14 protein-coding genes are annotated in these 17,819 nt (G+C 55.3%); 9 read left to right on the top strand and 5 right to left on the bottom strand.

The features are described from left to right. Positions 1–19: 19 nt before the first annotated feature. Positions 20–1,327 (bottom strand): inorganic triphosphatase, encoded by a 1,308-nt coding sequence (locus LQ945_RS10150; RefSeq protein ID WP_270102824.1) that lies wholly within the window; start codon positions 1,325–1,327, stop codon positions 20–22. A 280-nt stretch (positions 1,328–1,607) separates the two neighbouring features. Here LQ945_RS10150 and LQ945_RS10155 point away from each other — a divergent pair, with 280 nt between their 5' ends. Further along, positions 1,608–2,228 carry a TIGR04211 family SH3 domain-containing protein gene (locus tag LQ945_RS10155; protein WP_262241108.1) on the top strand — a complete coding sequence of 207 codons (621 nt, stop codon included), beginning with the start codon at positions 1,608–1,610 and terminating at the stop codon, positions 2,226–2,228. A 123-nt stretch (positions 2,229–2,351) separates the two neighbouring features. Further along, a complete protein-coding gene (locus LQ945_RS10160; RefSeq protein ID WP_269934134.1) occupies positions 2,352–3,596 on the top strand; it encodes a multifunctional CCA addition/repair protein in 1,245 nt (414 codons plus the stop codon). Between the two features lie 39 nt (positions 3,597–3,635). On the opposite strand, the gene bacA is transcribed toward LQ945_RS10160, so the two are convergent. Both bacA and folB read right to left on the bottom strand, forming a co-directional pair. After that, positions 3,636–4,460, bottom strand: coding sequence for an undecaprenyl-diphosphate phosphatase (bacA, locus tag LQ945_RS10165; protein WP_269934133.1), 825 nt, complete (start codon positions 4,458–4,460; stop codon positions 3,636–3,638). Between the two features lie 131 nt (positions 4,461–4,591). Beyond that, a complete protein-coding gene (folB, locus tag LQ945_RS10170; protein WP_006320572.1) occupies positions 4,592–4,951 on the bottom strand; it encodes a bifunctional dihydroneopterin aldolase/7,8-dihydroneopterin epimerase in 360 nt (119 codons plus the stop codon). A gap of 107 nt (positions 4,952–5,058) precedes the next feature. On the opposite strand from folB, the gene plsY reads away from it, so the two are divergent. The 4 genes from plsY to LQ945_RS10190 all read left to right on the top strand — a co-directional run bounded on the left by plsY (position 5,059) and on the right by LQ945_RS10190 (position 11,819). Next, a complete protein-coding gene (gene plsY / locus LQ945_RS10175) occupies positions 5,059–5,697 on the top strand; it encodes a glycerol-3-phosphate 1-O-acyltransferase PlsY (protein WP_044553562.1) in 639 nt (212 codons plus the stop codon). 245 nt (positions 5,698–5,942) lie between these two features. Next, positions 5,943–8,144, top strand: coding sequence for a ferrichrome porin FhuA (gene fhuA / locus LQ945_RS10180; protein WP_270102825.1), 2,202 nt, complete (start codon positions 5,943–5,945; stop codon positions 8,142–8,144). Positions 8,145–8,286: 142 nt separating this feature from the next. Continuing rightward, complete coding sequence (locus LQ945_RS10185) at positions 8,287–10,083, top strand: ABC transporter ATP-binding protein (RefSeq protein WP_270102826.1); 1,797 nt, start codon at positions 8,287–8,289, stop codon at positions 10,081–10,083. Next, on the top strand, positions 10,077–11,819 hold the full coding sequence (locus tag LQ945_RS10190; protein WP_270102827.1) for an ABC transporter ATP-binding protein: 1,743 nt from the start codon (positions 10,077–10,079) through the stop codon (positions 11,817–11,819). Before LQ945_RS10185 ends, LQ945_RS10190 begins: the two co-directional genes overlap by 7 nt. A gap of 63 nt (positions 11,820–11,882) precedes the next feature. Here LQ945_RS10190 and tsaD read toward each other — a convergent pair whose 3' ends face one another. Continuing rightward, entirely contained in the window at positions 11,883–12,896 is a 1,014-nt protein-coding gene (gene tsaD / locus LQ945_RS10195) for a tRNA (adenosine(37)-N6)-threonylcarbamoyltransferase complex transferase subunit TsaD (protein WP_020828723.1), read from the bottom strand. Between the two features lie 327 nt (positions 12,897–13,223). Between tsaD and rpsU the strand changes: the two genes are divergently transcribed. The 3 genes from rpsU (at position 13,224) to rpoD (ending at position 17,317) form a co-directional block, all read left to right on the top strand. Further along, positions 13,224–13,439 carry a 30S ribosomal protein S21 gene (gene rpsU / locus LQ945_RS10200; protein ID WP_001144069.1) on the top strand — a complete coding sequence of 72 codons (216 nt, stop codon included), beginning with the start codon at positions 13,224–13,226 and terminating at the stop codon, positions 13,437–13,439. A gap of 136 nt (positions 13,440–13,575) precedes the next feature. Continuing rightward, positions 13,576–15,324 carry a DNA primase gene (dnaG, locus tag LQ945_RS10205; RefSeq protein ID WP_044553570.1) on the top strand — a complete coding sequence of 583 codons (1,749 nt, stop codon included), beginning with the start codon at positions 13,576–13,578 and terminating at the stop codon, positions 15,322–15,324. Between the two features lie 157 nt (positions 15,325–15,481). Next, on the top strand, positions 15,482–17,317 hold the full coding sequence (gene rpoD, locus LQ945_RS10210; protein WP_020831770.1) for an RNA polymerase sigma factor RpoD: 1,836 nt from the start codon (positions 15,482–15,484) through the stop codon (positions 17,315–17,317). A gap of 48 nt (positions 17,318–17,365) precedes the next feature. Here the strand turns inward: rpoD and LQ945_RS10215 are convergent, their stop codons facing one another. Next, positions 17,366–17,809 carry an ester cyclase gene (locus LQ945_RS10215; protein ID WP_182822230.1) on the bottom strand — a complete coding sequence of 148 codons (444 nt, stop codon included), beginning with the start codon at positions 17,807–17,809 and terminating at the stop codon, positions 17,366–17,368. Positions 17,810–17,819 lie beyond the last annotated feature (10 nt).

The raw sequence follows: 17,819 nt of genomic DNA on the forward strand, positions 1-17,819 counted from the left end.
GCCTCGCAGGCCAGCTTTATTAGCGGAGCGCGCCGTTTAACCAGAATGGCGCATGCGATAAGGCCTGCTTGCGGCTGGATTCGTACCAGCCTTGACGACGTTCGGCCAGCGCCTGCTGCAGTTCGCGCCAGCTTTCGATATAAGGACCGGTTTCGTCGTCGGGATAAGCGCCGGACAGCAGGATAAATGCCGACACTTGACGGGTCAGGCGCGGCAGCTGTTCCTCGTATTCATCCTCGTTCAAGGTGCGCGTGAAGGCCTCTTTCAACTCAGCCGCGCTGCGCCCCAGCATAATGTCGCTGAAACGTTTGAATGAACCGTCGAGCTTGGTTTGCGCCTTGGCGTCGATAAAGGGTTTCCAGGCACCGGTCACCAACCATGATGTGAGCGCTAACTTACACTGCAGGTATTCTGCGCTGTAGCACAGCACCTGCGGCTGAGTGCTCTTGTCAATCAACAGCGGCTCCAGTGCGGTCAGGCGGGCGCGCAGATCGGCGCTGGCCTTGCGGGGTACCAACCCACCGAAGATCACCAGTGCCTGACGGATCAGCGCAATCGCCTCCATCACCGAGCGACGGGCCTGGGTATCACCGCGCAGCCACAGCTCTTCGTGATACTGCCAGTGGCTCAGGCCCAGTTCGAAGCTGGCAACCATACCCTGCTCTACGCTGGATTTGGCCGCAGGCTTCAATACCGTCAGCGGGCGGCGCTCACGCGGAGCATTGCCCTGCGCCAGATGATAGCCGCGCGCCGCCTTGCTCAGGTTGCCCTGGCGCAGGCCGCCGTGCTTCGCCAATTCGTTGGCCAACGCCAGCAGATCGTCGGTATTGCCCGTTTTAAGCTCCAGTTCAATCTCGCACAGCGCTTCACTCAGCTCACCGGCGCTGACCTCGCCCTGGTCAAGCCCAACCTCAATCTCGCTCTTACCGTAAGTAACCACCCACTTCTCACGCACGAAGTCGGTGCGGAACAGGGGTTGCAACGCCAGCTGCAGCGCTGCAACATCACAGCCTTGCGGCCAGATATCCGTCGGGAACCGTTCCAACGCCAGTTCCGGCGTGGTGATAGCCACATTATATTCCGGGCGCTGATGCAATCCCGCCACCACCTTACCGGCGGTTTTGATGGTCATTTCATAACTGTCGTCGAAGCCGCGGATACGCAGCCCCATATCCTGACTGCGCAGGAAATTATCGGCGGTTTCGAAGTAGATATTGGTCAGTTTTTGCGGCGCGGAATGCTGATGAGGCCAGGCAGCCAACTGCTGCGGCAAAGCGGCAACCGCATCCGGGGTAGCAATAAATTTCAGTTCTATTTCAACGGTCATAAGTCTTTTACACCAATAAGTTACGCATTCGCGTCAGCCTTCACGGCGGCGGGCCTCGCCTGCCGCGCTCTGCCCAATGACGCACAGTTGCCGTTATCTTACCGCGATTCCCTGCGCCTTAACCCTGCTAACTGCAGAAAAAACCTGTTACGTTATAAAACACTGCGCAACTCACAGAATCTGCCACAGTAAGATAGTTCTCATTCCGGTTTTTGCGTTGCGTCGTCAGACTGAACGCTCTACTATCGTTCCCATAAATTCACACAGAAACGATGAACTAATGCAGAAATTACGCCTAATTTGCCTTGCCGTGCTGAGCTTCAGCATCACTTGGGGCGCCCATGCCGAAGATAAGCGCTATATCTCCGATGAATTGAATACTTACGTCCATAGCGGCCCGGGTAATCAGTACCGTATCGTCGGTACCCTGAACGCCGGTGAAGAAGTCACCCTGTTGAGCGTAAATGACAGCACCAGCTATGGCCAGATCCGCGATGCGAAAGGCCGTACTACCTGGATCCCGCTCAATCAGCTGAGCCAGACCCCAAGCCTGCGCACCCAAGTGCCGGCGCTGGAGCAACAGGTAAAAACCCTGACCGACAAGCTGGCCAACATCGACAGCAGCTGGAACCAGCGCACGGCAGAAATGCAGCAGAAAGTGGCCGGCAGCGACAGCACCATCAGCGGTCTGCAGCAGGAAAACCAGGATCTGAAAAATCAGCTGGTGGTCGCACAGAAAAAGGTTAACGCGGTTAATCTGCAGCTCGACGACAAGCAGCGCACCATTATTCTGCAGTGGTTCATGTACGGCGGTGGCGTAGCCGGCGTAGGCCTGCTGCTTGGCTTGCTGTTGCCACACCTGATCCCACGTCGCAAAAGCAACAACCGCTGGATGAACTGATTTCAGTCTCCTTCTGTTTGAGATCGGGCGCCTGCGGGGCGCCCTTTTTATTGGCTGCGGCACCGCCCGGCTAATTGAGGTAATCTGGTCAGCAGAGCCTTAAAGTAAATTCAGGAGTTAACAGTGAAGACTTACCTGGTCGGCGGCGCCGTCCGCGACAGCCTGCTTGAGATACCGGTATTCGACCGCGACTGGGTGGTGGTGGGCGCCGCGCCGTCAGAACTGATCGCGCTGGGATATCAACAGGTCGGTAAAGACTTCCCGGTGTTTCTTAACCCCAAGACCCATGAAGAATATGCGCTGGCGCGCACCGAGCGGAAATCCGGCCAGGGCTACACCGGCTTTACTTGCTACGCCGCGCCGGACGTGACGTTGGAACAGGATCTGCAGCGCCGGGATCTGACCATTAACGCCATCGCCCGCAGCGCCGACGGGGAGTTAATCGACCCTTTCAACGGCGTGGCAGACCTGCAAGCGCGGGTGTTGCGCCACGTATCTGAAGCTTTTGGTGAAGATCCGTTGCGCGTGCTGCGCGTGGCGCGCTTTGCCGCCCGCTTCGCCCATCTGGGTTTTACCGTCGCCCCGGAAACCGCGGAGTTGATGCGCCAGATGGCGAACAGCGGCGAACTGGCGGCGCTGACCCCAGAACGGGTCTGGAAAGAAACCGAGAAGGCGCTGCAGAGCCAAAGCCCGCAGGTCTATTTCCAGGTGCTGCGCGACTGCGAGGCGCTAAACGTGCTGTTCCCGGAGATCGACGCTTTGTTCGGCGTACCGGCCCCCGCCAAATGGCATCCGGAGATCGACACCGGCATTCACACGCTGATGACGCTGGCTATCGCCGCCCAACTCAGCCCCGAGGTCGACGTTCGCTTCTCGGCGCTGTGCCATGATCTGGGTAAAGGGCAGACGCCAAAAGAGCTGTGGCCTCACCACCACGGCCACGGGCCGGCAGGGGTCGTGTTGGTCGACGCCTTGTGTCAGCGGTTGCGCGTGCCCAACCCGGTGCGCGACCTGGCCAAACTGGTAGCCGAGTATCACGATCTGATCCACACCGTGAACAAACTGCGCCCGGAGACCCTGCTGAAACTGTTTGATGCGGTCGATGTGTGGCGCAAGCCTCAGCGGTTGGAACAGATGATCCTCACCAGCGAAGCCGATGCTCGCGGCCGTACCGGATTTGAAAACAATCCCTACCCGCAGGGTGACTATCTGCGCCAGGCGTTTCAGGTGGCGAATGCCGTCTCGGTAAAAGAGGTGGTGGCCAGCGGCCTGCAAGGGCTGGCGATCCGCGATGAGCTCAAACGCCGCCGCCAGCAGGCGTTGGCCGACTGGAAACAAACCCAGGATAGTGTGAACCAACAGGCATAAAAAAACCCCGCAGCGCGGGGTTTTTCATTGCTGTGCCGCTTACATGAAGACCATGTAAACCACGGCGGCAACGATAAAGCGGTAGATAGCGAACGGCACAAACGAGATGCGTTTGATCAGCGACAGGAAGGTCTTGATCGCGATCAGCGCCACAACGAAGGCGGTAGCAAAACCGACGGCGAACATCGGTACATCGCTCATCGTCAGGAAGTGCAGGCTCTTGTACAAGTCCAGGCCGCTGGCACCGATCATCATCGGCACCGCCAGAATGAAGGAGAACTCGGAGGCCGCATAACGGTTCACGCCCACCAGCATACCGCCGGCAATGGTCGAACCTGAACGGGAAAAGCCCGGCCACAGCGCCAGACACTGGAAGCAACCAATCATAAACGCCTGGCGGTAGGTGATGTCATCCAGCCCTTCCGCGCTCGGTTTTTTCGGCTTCAGCCATTCTGCCGCCAGCAACAGGAAACCGCCGACCACCAACGCATACATCACGTTTTTCGGTGCGAACAGCGATTTGATGAAATCATGGAACAACAGCCCCAGCACCACCGCGGGGATCATCGCCAGCAGGATGTGGCCCAGTTTCAACCGGCCTGCCGTTTTGCCTTCGTGTTCAACCGGCTTGCCGCCGAAATGAATGCCGATCAGCCCGAACAGGCGGCGCCAGAACATCACCACAACTGCCAGAATCGACCCCAGTTGAATGATCACCTCAAAGGTTTTGGCCTTATCGCCGGTGAACCCCAGCCACTCGCCTACAATGATCATATGCCCGGTAGAAGACACCGGCAAAAATTCAGTTAACCCTTCAACCACCCCAAGAACAAACGCAATAAACAGTGAATGCATGTCCGCCATGTGCTTCGATCACCCTATAAATTTACGGCTATAAACATAAAAAAGCGGCAGTGTTCAATACATTGCCGCTAAAACAATTCTCAGGTTCAGACCAGGTTAACGGTCTTTAGTTGCACCTGTATGACAGAACATCACACCGGACGGGTACCACGCTCAATAATCACCCCAACCCGGCTGGCATGTGCAACGGCGCCCGGTTTGCTGACCTTAATACGGACCCAGGGGGAATTGAAGCGCTGGAGCAATATTTCAGATATTTCCTCTGCCACCCGCTCCACCAGCGCAAAGCGGTTCGGCTCTACGTGCTGGATGATGGCTTCACTGATATCGGCATAGCTAAGACAGTCGTTCACATCGTCGCTGGCAGCCGCCTGGCGGTTGTCCCAACCCATTTCGATATCGAACACCAGCTTCTGGCGAATGTTTTGTTCCCAGTCATAAACGCCAATGGTGGTGATTACGGTAAGTTCTTCTATAAATACGATATCCATCACGTCATTCTCTGTTTTTGGCCTTGCCGGATACCACTTCCAGCGGAATATGCGTATTATCCCTTTATGTTGCGAGTAAAACGACCCTTATTAAACGGAACCGCGTTATGAGTGCTACCGCGCTTGGCATGATTATCTTCGCGTATCTGTGTGGCTCGATTTCCAGTGCGATCCTGGTTTGTCGGATCGCCAGGCTGCCCGATCCGCGTGAACATGGCTCAGGGAATCCAGGGGCTACCAACGTCCTGCGCATCGGCGGTCGCCTGGCGGCGGCGGCGGTGCTGGTTTTCGATATTCTCAAAGGAATGCTGCCGGTGTGGCTGGCATACAAGCTTAATGTCCCGCCGCTGTACCTGGGGCTGACGGCGATTGCCGCCTGCGTCGGGCACATCTATCCGGTGTTCTTCCATTTCCGCGGCGGCAAGGGCGTGGCAACGGCATTTGGCGCCATAGCGCCGATAGGCTGGGATCTGACCGGTCTGATGACCGGCACCTGGTTGCTGACCGTGTTGCTCAGCGGTTACTCTTCGCTGGGCGCGATTGTCAGCGCGCTGATTGCCCCCTTCTACGTTTGGTGGTTCAAACCGCAGTTCACCTTCCCGGTAGCCATGCTGTCATGCCTGATCCTGATGCGGCACCACGACAACATTCAGCGCCTTTGGCGTGGCCAGGAAGGCAAAATTTGGGGCAAATTCCGCAAGAAAAAGCCTGAAACGGTTGAGCAGGAAACCAAAAAAGAAGAGTGATTCATAACGCCTGAGGCAGGTCAGCCTGCCCCGAATTAGCCCGGGTTCTGTTCCCCACGGTGCCCGGTTTTTTGAGTTATCACTCTATCGTTGTGAATATATTGCGTTCTCCCGCCTGGGTGACGTTTCTGCGGCAATAATACCTCTCGTTCAAAATCGCATGAATTGCCAAATCACCCCATCGCTAATGATTATCATTAGCGACAATTAAATATTGTCATTCCCTAAGATGGATCATCAATAACATGCCTATGAAGACTATTCGGCGCCTGATAATAAAACAGCCTAACCTTTTTATGCTGCTGGCAGGAATATGTACCAGTTCATTGGCTTATGCCGCGGGAGAAAACGAAAGTGTCATTACCGTTTACGACGAGGGAAATACGGCAGAAGAAGCCATAGGGTCCAATGGGACCTATGCCGCAAAACAAAGCGTTACGGCAACCAAAACCAGCACGCCATTAATCAAAACTCCCCAGTCTATTTCCGTTATTACGGAAGAAGAATTACAAACCAAACGCCCCGCCACCATTAAAAATGCGCTCAACTACACGCCGGGTGTAGTTACAGGCAATAGCGGCAGTTCGAGCATATTTGATAGCGTCATGATCCGTGGTTTCAATAATGTCAGCCAGAATATCTATTTGGACGGTTTGAAATTACAGGGGGATATGTATGCCGACAGCAAAGTGGATCCGTATTTTTTACAGCGGGTAGAAGTTTTGCGTGGTCCGGCCTCGGTGCTGTATGGCAAAAGCAATCCCGGCGGTGTTATTTCCAGCGTCAGCAAGCGTCCACAAAAACAGCCATTACATGAATTACAACTGCAGGCCGGCAATCATCATGAATGGAAAACCCAATTCGATTTCAGCGACGCTCTTGATGATGAAGAAGCCTTGGCTTACCGCTTAACCGGTAATTATTACGAAGCGCATAGCCAGCAAAAAGGGGAGCGGGAAAAACGCTATGCCATTGCGCCTTCTTTGCTTTGGCAACCTTCAGAAAAAACATCACTGTTATTCCAGCTGTCTTTGCAAAACGAGCCACGCACCGGTTATTACGGCTGGCTACCGAGTGAAGGAACTTTAACTTCCGGTGAATTCGGCAAATTCTCCCCTTCGTTTAACGAGGGCGAGCCCAGCTTTAACCGTTTCGAACGCCAGCAGCGTATGGTGGGCTATCAGCTCGATCATGCCTTCAACGATACCTGGTCCTTCCATCAGGCCGTCCGCTATCAGCATACCAAGGTCAACTGGCGCAGCATCTATGGCAACGGCCTTTGCAACCCAATGACCTGCATGGGGGTTGCTCCTCAGCAGTATGGCACCACATTGTCCCGCGCAGCGATAGTCAGCGACGAGAGATTGAATGGGTTAACCACCGATACCCGGCTGGAAGGGAAACTGAACGCCGGCAGTTGGCGCCACACCCTGTTGATGGGGATCGACTATTCGCAGCTGCGTAACGATCTGCAAAACAAGATGGGCTCTGCCGCGCCGCTCAATCTGGTAAACCCGCAGTATGGTAACCATGATGTGCTTTATTTTGGCGACACCCATACGATTAACAAAAACCACCAGTTAGGCACTTATCTGCAGGATCAGGCCGAATGGCAGAACTGGGTATTCACGCTGGGCGGCCGCTTTGACCACAGCGTCGTAAAAACCCACGAAAGCAGTAATATAACCGGCGCAGGATCCTCATCCAGCATCACGGATAATGAATTCACCTGGCGTGGCGGCGTTAATTATGTCTTCAATAACGGCATCGCACCTTACGTGAGCTATAGCGAATCATTTGAACCCAATAGCGGCAACAGTTTATCAGGCCAGGCTTTCAAGCCTTCCCGTGGGAAGCAATATGAAGCCGGAATTAAATTCATCCCTGATAACGCACCGGTTTCTGCTTCTATCGCCGCATTCCAACTGACCAAAGACAATAATTTGCGCCGGGATGCCCTTAACCCTTATTACAATGTGCAAGAGGGTAAAATTCGCTCTCGCGGCATTGAAATTGAAGGCAAGGCCGCACTCACCTATAACCTTAATTTAATCGCAAGCTATACCTATACTAATGCTGAGTTCCGCGATAACTCCGGTAATAATGGCCATACTCCCGCCATGGTGCCTAAACATATGGCTAATTTGTGGACCGATTACACCTTTAATCAAGGCTGGTTAAATGGGCTGAGCCTCGGCGGCGGCGCACGTTATGTGTCCAGCACCCCAGGTGACGACGGCAATAATTTCAAAGTCCCGAGCTATACGGTTTTTGACACCGCCATAAAATATCAACTGGACAATATTCCCGGACTGGAAAACGCAGAAATTGCTTTAAACGTAAACAATCTTTTTGATAAACACTATGTTTCCTCTTGCTTTACCAATAATACCTGTTCATGGGGTGCAGAACGGCAAATCCTCACCACGTTAACGCTACATTGGTAATAACACTCGATTACAGAATTATTCTTTTCAAATTACATTGAGCTATTTGTCGTGCCTTAGCGATGGCGTTTAATTTTCGCCATTTTATTTCTTGGTCAATCTTGGCCAAGAAACCTTATTTATATTCCTCAGGGGAGTTATTATGAGTAGTCATCAAACGGGGGCCGGTAAGCCTGGTCCTATCGGGCGACTGCTGCGGCCTATACGTGGGAGCCTTATTGTCGCCGGGGTACTGGCAGCTATCGGCACAATATTCACGCTGGTGCCGTTGGCGGGCATTGCCCATATTGCCGTCATTGTTTTGGGTCATCAGGAACAAACAGGAGCCGCTACTCCGTTTCTGGCGGCGGGTGGGATTGGCGACAGCGTCGTCGTCTGCCTGGTCAGCCTGTTTGTCGGCTTAATCATTGTCACCCTGGCCGAAGTGCTCGCACACCTGGCCGATAACCGCATTACCCACGGCCTGCGCATTACGGCGGCCCGACGCCTGGCGCAGGTGCCCCTGGGGTGGTTTAGCGACCGTGCTTCAGGCGAAGTGAAACAGGCGATGCAGGACGATATTGGCACCCTGCACGATCTCACCGCCCACTTTTTCACCACCCTGGGACGCACAATCGGCGCGATGCTGATCTCGGTTATCTACATGTTCATCATGGACTGGCGGATGGCGATCGTCTCGATTATTCCTTTCTTCCTGTTCTTCTTCATTTTCGGCAAGGCTCAAAAAGCCGGCGCGCCCCATATGGGCGAGTTTGTTAAGGGGTTAGGCCGTATCAATAATGCCGTGGCCGAATTCGTTAACGGCATCCCGGTGATCAAAACCTTCAGCGGCGGCGGCAAAGCGCACAGCAGCTACCGTAAAGCGATCGCCTCCTTTACTCAGGTATTCACCCGTACCATGAGCCCGGTGATCAAGACCATAGCGCTGGCGAATGCCATCGTTGCTCCGGTGACCGTATTGGGTGTGGTGTTGGTTTTCGGTACCTTGTTTGTAGCACTGGGCTGGCTTGAACCGCTTAACGTCTTGCCGTTCGCCCTGGTCGCGCCGGGTATTTCCGCCCCGCTGCTGTTAATGGGCTTTATTACCCACGGCCTGCGTAATGCCACAGGGGCGGCGGAACGCATACAATCGCTGCTGGATACGCCAATCCTCACGCAGCCAGAGAGGCAACCCGTGCTGCAAGATGCGGAGATCCGTTTCGAGCAAACGGGCTATTCCTACAATAGTGACGGTCACGTGCTGGCAGACATCAACCTCAGCCTGAAACCCGGCAGCGTAACCGCCATCGTCGGCCCATCCGGCGCGGGTAAATCCACCCTGGCGCGCTTGCTGTTACGTTTCTTCGACCCGACCCAAGGACGCATTACGCTCGGCGGTGTCGATCTGCGCGAATTGAGCTCTACCCTGCTTTATCAACACATTGGTTTCGTGCTGCAGGAAGTGAAGCTGATCCACGCCAGCCTGCGAGAAAACATTGCGTTGGGTCGCCCCAATGCCAGCATGCAGGAAATCGAAGCCGCTGCCATGGCAGCCAATATTCACGATCATATCCTGAGCTTGCCACGAGGTTACGACTCGGTAGTCGGAGAGGATGCAAAACTCTCCGGGGGTGAACAGCAGCGCGTAAGCATCGCGCGCGCCGTGTTGTTGAACCCACCGATTTTGGTGCTGGATGAAGCCACCGCCGCCGCTGACGCGGAGAACGAATACCTGATTCAGGAAGCCCTTTCCAACTTTGCCAAAAATCGCACGTTGCTGGTGATTGCCCACAGGTTAGACACCATCATGCACGCCGACCATATCGTTGTGCTTGAGGACGGCACGATCCGCGAACAAGGCAACCATGCCGAGTTGTTGGCCGGCCAAGGCCGTTATGCTCGTCTCTGGGCTGCGGGGGGTTACGAAAACATGACGAAACAGGCGGATCAACCATGTTAAAAACATTTATGCAGTTGCTCGGCAACGATGCTCCCATATTCCGTCGTTATATCGGCATGGCCGCGCTTTACGGTGTGTGTTGCGGCCTGACGGTCACCACCTTGGTACCTGTTGTCGGCAACCTGCTGCAAGGTGAAGTCTACACGGCGGCCGGTTGGCTGATGGCGCTTTTCGCCGGCGTACTTTTGAGCTGGCTGTTGCGCAGACGCGTCGATTTTGCCGGCATGAACGTAGGCTCATCGCTGTTACTGACGGCCCGTCAACGCATTGGCGACCATGTGGCTACCTTGCCTATCGGCTGGTTCACTCCTGATAATACGGCGCGACTCAGCCATGTGGTTTCTCAGGGGATGATGGATGTGGCGCAACTCCCGGCGCACCTTTTTACACCAATTGTCAGCGGTGTTGTCACGCCGCTGGTACTGGTGATAGCGCTTTGCACCTTGCAGTGGCAAATGGGGCTGCTGGCGCTGGCGGCCCTGCCCCTGATTGCCGGTATTTTCCTGCTCTCGGCCCGGCTCGGTACTCAGGCTGACGAAGCCTTCCATCAGGCATCCGCCCACACCAGCCAACGTATGGTGGAGTTTGCGCAGGCACAGTCAGTACTGCGCGCCTTCAACGGTGAAGGCAGCGGGACCCGTTTCCTCGAACAGGCCATCGATCGGCAGTATCAGTCAGGCAAGCGGCTTATTTATATCTCCACCGCCTCTGTGGTGTTCAACTCCTGGGTAGTGCAACTGGTGTTTGCCACCCTGTTGGTCACCGGGGCAACGCTACTGAGTCACACCCAGGGGAGCCTGCCGGCTATCGGTAACGCGGTGGGAACGGTGATCGCCCTGATGCTGGTTAGCCGCTTTATCGACCCGTTGCTGGACGTTGCCAGCTATGGCGAAGCCCTGAGAAACGCTCGTGGCCAGTTAAATGCCGTCAGCGAAATTTTAGCCATTACCCCCTTGCCGGAACCACAGCAGGCTCAGCAGCCGAACGACGCTTCGCTGGAGTTGCGCGATGTTTCGTTCAGCTATTCGCCAGAACAGGCTGCCGTACTGCGCGGGGTCAGCTTTAAGGTTGAACCCGGCACAATGACCGCACTGGTTGGCGCATCCGGCTCGGGTAAAACCAGTTTGGTTCGTTTGATTGCGCGTTTCTTTGACGTCACGGGCGGGGCAGTGATGATTGGCGGAGCCGACGTACGCCAGATCCCTAACGAACAATTGACGGATCAGATCAGCCAGATTTTCCAAAATACCTATCTGTTCCAGGGCAGCATTGGCGAAAACATCCGTCTGGGTAAGCCGACGGCCAGCGATGAGGAAGTGTTGATGGCCATCGAACAGGCCGGGGCGGCGGAAATCATCGAACGGCTGCCCCAGGGGCTGGATACCCCGGTTGGGGAAGGCGGCGCTCGGCTTTCCGGCGGCGAGCGCCAGCGTATTTCTATCGCCCGTGCGCTGATTAAAGACGCCCCTGTTCTGCTGGTTGATGAAGCGACTGCGGCACTGGATCCCGAGAATCAAGCGATCATCGCCGACACCCTTGCACGGCTGCGTGGCAAAAAGACGTTGATTGTCATTGCGCACCAGCTGTCGACGGTAGCGATGGCCGATCAAATCCTGGTGCTGCAAGACGGCGAAATTGCTGAACGCGGCACCCACGCCCAGCTTGAAGCCCTGGGGGGACGCTACGCACACTTCCTGACTCAGCGGCAGCGGACCAAAGGTTGGCGTATTGCCTGACTGAAAACTGAAAAGGCTCCCACGAGGGAGCCTTTTGTCTGGCTATGGCACTGTCCGGGCCAATTAGACGGCAGGCAGCTCAGCCAACGGCCAGCGCGGCCGTACCGAAACGCTCAGTTCCGGATTAGCACCGCTTTTCAGCCGCACCATGCCTGCGTAGGCGATCATCGCGCCATTATCGGTACAGAACTCCGGTCGGGCGTAAAACACTTCACCGCCGCGCTTATGCATCATTTCTGCCAGCTTGGTTCGCAGCGTACGGTTGGCGCTGACGCCACCGGCCATCACCAGACGTTTAAAGCCGGTTTGTTCCAGCGCGCGTTTGCATTTGATCGCCAGCGTATCCACCACCGCATCTTCAAACGCCCGGGCAATGTCAGCACGCGTCTGATCGTCATTGCCGTTGGAGCGAATGGTATTGGCGGCAAAGGTCTTCAGCCCGGAGAAGCTGAAATCCAGCCCTGGGCGGTCAGTCATCGGACGCGGGAAGGTAAAACGCCCCGCCGTACCCTGTTGCGCCATCTTCGACAGCATCGGCCCACCGGGGTAGTCCAGCCCAAGCAGCTTGGCGGTTTTATCGAAAGCCTCACCGGCCGCATCGTCGACCGATTCGCCCAGCAGTTCATATTCGCCGATACCGGTCACGCTGATCAGCTGCGTATGCCCGCCAGACACCAGCAGCGCGACAAACGGGAACGCCGGCGGGTTATCTTCCAGCATCGGCGCCAGCAGGTGGCCTTCCATATGATGCACCGGCACCGCCGGCACATTCCAGGCAAACGCCAGTGCGCGGCCAATGGTCGCCCCGACCAGCAGCGCGCCCACCAGGCCCGGCCCGGCGGTGTAGGCAACGCCGTCGATATCCGCTGCGGTCAGGTTCGCTTCCTTCAATGCCGCCTGAATCAACGGCACGGTTTTGCGCACGTGATCGCGGGAGGCCAGCTCCGGTACCACGCCGCCGTAGTCGGCATGCAGCTTCACCTGGCTGTACAATTGGTTGGCTAATAAACCGGCCTGATCGTCATACACTGCAATTCCGGTTTCATCGCAGGAGGTTTCTATGCCCAGTACTCGCATTACATTTCCCATCATTCACGTGCGGCCGCCAGTTTAGCACAATCGAGCCGGTTTACCGCCAGCGTGGCGCACGCTTGTCACCATTATTGGGCTATGTTGATGATTACAGCCACAAATGCCGATTTGATTAAAAACGAGCATTTTTTTCTGATTAGTCTATAATCAGCGCCCGATGCAAAATTGCGCATGTTTTACCAGGGTGGCCGCAGGTTTCAATTTGCTGTGGTGCTTTACAAAGCAGCATCCGTTGAAGTAAAATTCCGCACCATTTTGAAATTGCTGGCGCTTGGCCAGCAGCAAACCGAATTTTATTGAGGTGAGAGGCACATGCCTGTAATTAAAGTACGTGAAAACGAGCCATTTGACGTTGCTCTGCGTCGTTTCAAACGCTCTTGCGAAAAAGCGGGCGTTCTGGCTGAAGTTCGTCGTCGTGAGTTCTATGAAAAACCGACTACCGAACGTAAGCGCGCTAAAGCTTCTGCTGTGAAACGTCACGCGAAGAAACTGGCTCGCGAAAACGCACGCCGCACTCGTCTGTATTAATTCTTCGGGGGTAACCCCGCCGCGTGAATTTCTGATTTTAAAAATCGCGCAGACCGAGTAGTTGCATACGAAGGCCGTGCTTTCCGAAAGGAATGCGCGGCTTGTTCTCGTTTATAGGCTAGTAAAGTAAGGGCTTATGGCTGGACGAATTCCGCGCGTATTTATCAATGACTTGCTGGCTCGCACCGACATCGTCGATCTGATCGATGCCCGGGTAAAGCTCAAAAAGCAGGGCAAGAACTATCACGCGTGCTGTCCGTTCCACCACGAAAAAACGCCTTCATTTACGGTTAATGGCGAAAAGCAGTTTTACCACTGTTTTGGTTGTGGTGCGCACGGTAACGCCGTCGACTTTCTGATGAATTACGACAGGCTCGAGTTTGTCGAAACCATCGAAGAGCTGGCAACCATGCACGGACTGGAAGTGCCTTACGAGGCGGGTTCCGGGCCGACGCAAATCGAACGCCATCAGCGTCAAAGCCTGTATCAACTGATGGAACAGCTCAGCGCGTTCTATCAACAGTCACTGCATCAGTCCTCCGGCACGCCGGCACGCAATTATCTGCAACAGCGCGGACTGAGTGACGATGTTATCCGCCATTTCGCCATCGGCTTTGCACCTGCCGGTTGGGATAACGCCTTAAAGCGTTTTGGTCGCGACGCCGAGTCACGCCTGGCATTGAACGATGCAGGCATGCTGGTGACTAACGATCAAGGACGCTCGTACGATCGTTTCCGTGAGCGCGTAATGTTCCCTATCCGCGACAAGCGCGGGCGAGTAATCGCCTTTGGCGGACGTGTGTTGGGTGACGGCATGCCGAAATACCTGAACTCACCGGAAACCGAAGTCTTCCACAAGGGTCGTCAGTTGTACGGCCTGTATGAAGCGCAACAGAGCCACCCTACCCCGCAGCGCTTGCTGGTAGTGGAAGGCTATATGGACGTGGTGGCGCTGGCGCAATACGGCATCGATTATGCCGTCGCCTCGCTTGGCACCTCGACAACGGCCGAACATATTCAGCTGCTGTTCCGCGCCACCGACAACGTCGTCTGTTGCTATGACGGTGACAGAGCCGGTCGCGAAGCGGCCTGGCGCGCACTGGAAACCGCGCTGCCCTATCTCAATGACGGGCGTCAGCTGCGGTTTATGTTTTTGCCCGACGGCGAAGACCCGGACACATTGGTACGCAAAGAAGGCAAAGAGGCCTTCGAACAGCGAATGGAGCTGGCGCAGCCGCTTTCCACTTTCCTGTTCGAAACCCTGATGCCGCAGGTAGACCTGAGCAGCCCGGACGGCCGCGCCAAGCTGAGCACACTGGCACTGCCGCTGATTACTCAGGTACCGGGCGAAACGTTGCGCTTGTACCTGCGCCAACAGCTCGGCAGCAAGCTGGGTTTGCTGGACGACAGCCAGCTCGACAAGCTGATGCCCAAGCAAGCCGAAAATGCGAATACTTATCAGGCGCCCCAGCTAAAACGCACAACCATGCGTATACTGATAGGGTTACTGGTACAAAATCCGCAGCTGGCTACACTTATCCCTTCGCTAGAGGGATTGGAGCAGACCAAACAGGCGGGTTTGCCGCTGTTTGTCGAGCTGGTGCAGACCTGCCTGGCTCAGCCGGGGCTGACGACCGGCCAGCTGTTGGAGCAGTATCGCGACAACAAATTGAGCCAACAGCTTGAAACCTTGGCAACATGGAACCATATGATCGTTGAGGATATGGTTGAACAGACTTTTTTGGATACTTTAGCCAGCCTGTACGACTCGGTACTGGAACAACGGCTGGAGACATTGATCGCACAGGCCAGAACCCATGGCCTCAGCCCGGAAGAACGTGAAGAAGTCCGTTCTTTGAATCAGGTGCTGGCGAAGAAAAACTGAATACCAAACGGCTTAAGTGCCGATAAATGCGAGGGCAGAGCCCTGCAATATGCCGCCACAGTGGGCCGCGGCAACAACAAAAACGCCCCAAATGCTATTGTTGGCGGTTTCGCCGACCGACACCAACCCAAATACTCTGAAGTGTGGATACCGTCTTATGGAGCAAAACCCGCAGTCACAGCTAAAGCTACTTGTCACCCGTGGTAAGGAGCAAGGCTATCTGACCTATGCTGAGGTCAATGACCATCTGCCGGAAGATATCGTCGACTCCGACCAGATCGAAGACATCATCCAGATGATTAACGACATGGGCATCCAGGTTCTGGAAGAAGCGCCGGACGCCGACGACCTGTTGCTTGCTGAAAACTCAAACAGCACAGACGAAGATGCGGAAGAAGCTGCCGCTCAGGTATTGTCCAGCGTTGAGTCTGAAATCGGCCGTACCACCGACCCGGTGCGCATGTACATGCGCGAAATGGGGACCGTTGAACTGCTGACGCGCGAAGGCGAAATCGACATCGCCAAGCGCATTGAAGACGGCATCAACCAGGTGCAGTGCTCGGTTGCCGAGTACCCGGAAGCCATTACCTATTTGCTGGAACAGTACGATCGCGTCGAAGCGGGCGAAGCCCGTCTGTCCGATCTGATCACCGGCTTCGTCGATCCTAATGCGGAAGAGGACATCGCCCCTACCGCTACCCACGTGGGTTCTGAGCTGTCTACCGAAGAGCAGAATGACGACGACGAAGAAGAAGATGAAGACGAAGAAGAAGACGACAACAGCATCGATCCTGAGCTGGCCCGTCAGAAATTCGCCGACCTGCGCGATCAGTACGAAGCGACTCGTGTCGTCATCAAAAAGAACGGCCGCAGCCACGCCAGCGCAGCAGAAGAAATTCTGAAGCTGTCTGAAGTGTTCAAGCAGTTCCGCCTGGTGCCGAAACAGTTCGACTTCCTGGTCAACAGCATGCGTACCATGATGGACCGCGTTCGTACTCAAGAACGTATCATCATGAAGCTGTGCGTTGAACAGTGCAAAATGCCGAAGAAAAACTTCGTGACTCTGTTCGCCGGCAACGAAACCAGCACCACCTGGTTCGAAGCCGCGCTGGCAATGGCCAAGCCATGGTCAGAGAAGCTGAAAGACGTCGCCGAAGATGTGCAACGCAGCCTGCAGAAACTGCGTCAGATCGAAGAAGAGACCGGCTTGACCATCGAGCAGGTGAAGGACATCAACCGCCGCATGTCTATCGGTGAAGCGAAAGCCCGCCGTGCGAAGAAAGAGATGGTTGAAGCGAACTTGCGTCTGGTTATTTCTATCGCCAAGAAATACACCAACCGCGGCCTGCAGTTCCTGGATCTGATCCAGGAAGGCAACATCGGTCTGATGAAAGCGGTAGACAAGTTTGAATACCGTCGTGGTTATAAGTTCTCGACTTACGCCACCTGGTGGATCCGTCAGGCTATCACCCGTTCTATCGCTGACCAGGCGCGTACCATCCGTATTCCGGTGCATATGATTGAGACCATCAACAAGCTCAACCGTATTTCGCGCCAGATGCTGCAAGAGATGGGCCGCGAACCGACGCCGGAAGAGCTGGCTGAACGCATGCTGATGCCGGAAGACAAAATCCGCAAAGTGCTGAAGATCGCCAAAGAGCCGATCTCCATGGAAACGCCGATCGGTGATGATGAAGATTCACATCTGGGCGATTTCATCGAGGATACCACCCTCGAGCTGCCGCTGGATTCTGCCACCTCGGAAAGCCTGCGCTCCGCAACGCACGACGTATTGGCCGGCCTGACCGCCCGTGAAGCGAAAGTGCTGCGTATGCGTTTCGGCATCGATATGAACACTGACCACACTTTGGAAGAAGTGGGCAAACAGTTCGACGTTACCCGTGAGCGTATTCGTCAGATCGAAGCCAAAGCACTGCGTAAACTGCGCCACCCAAGCCGTTCCGAAGTGCTGCGCAGCTTCCTGGACGACTAAGGCTCAGCTGTTCGCAAAAAACCCCGGCTTGCCGGGGTTTTTTATTGCCTAAAACATGCTGTTGCCGCTGGCGGTTTTCTCCGGCACCGGTTGGGTCACGTCCCAGTGCTCCACGATTTTGCCTGCGTCATCAAGCCGGAAAATATCGATAATCGCGGCCGTCTTACCCTTTTCACGCCCGCTGGTCTCTACGTGCAAAATCACATAGTTGCCGTCGACAAACGCCTGTTTGATTTCACTGTGAGAATCGGGGTAACGAGCTTTGAGCAACTCGACAAACTTGCGGAACCCTTCCACCCCATCCTGCGCATTGGGATTGTGCTGTTTGTACTCGTCGCCCAGAAAGGGCCGCGCCGCCGCAAAATCTTTGTTATTCAGCCCCTGCTGATAAAACTCCAGCACGTTATTTTTGTTCTTCAGTTCCTGCGCGCTGTTGCCCGCATGGGCAGCGCCGGTCGCCAACAGCAGAGCGACCAACCCCGCTTTAATCATCGCTTTCATC

Origin of the sequence: Serratia liquefaciens (genome assembly GCF_027594825.1) — a bacterium.
Taxonomy (GTDB): domain Bacteria; phylum Pseudomonadota; class Gammaproteobacteria; order Enterobacterales; family Enterobacteriaceae; genus Serratia; species Serratia liquefaciens_A.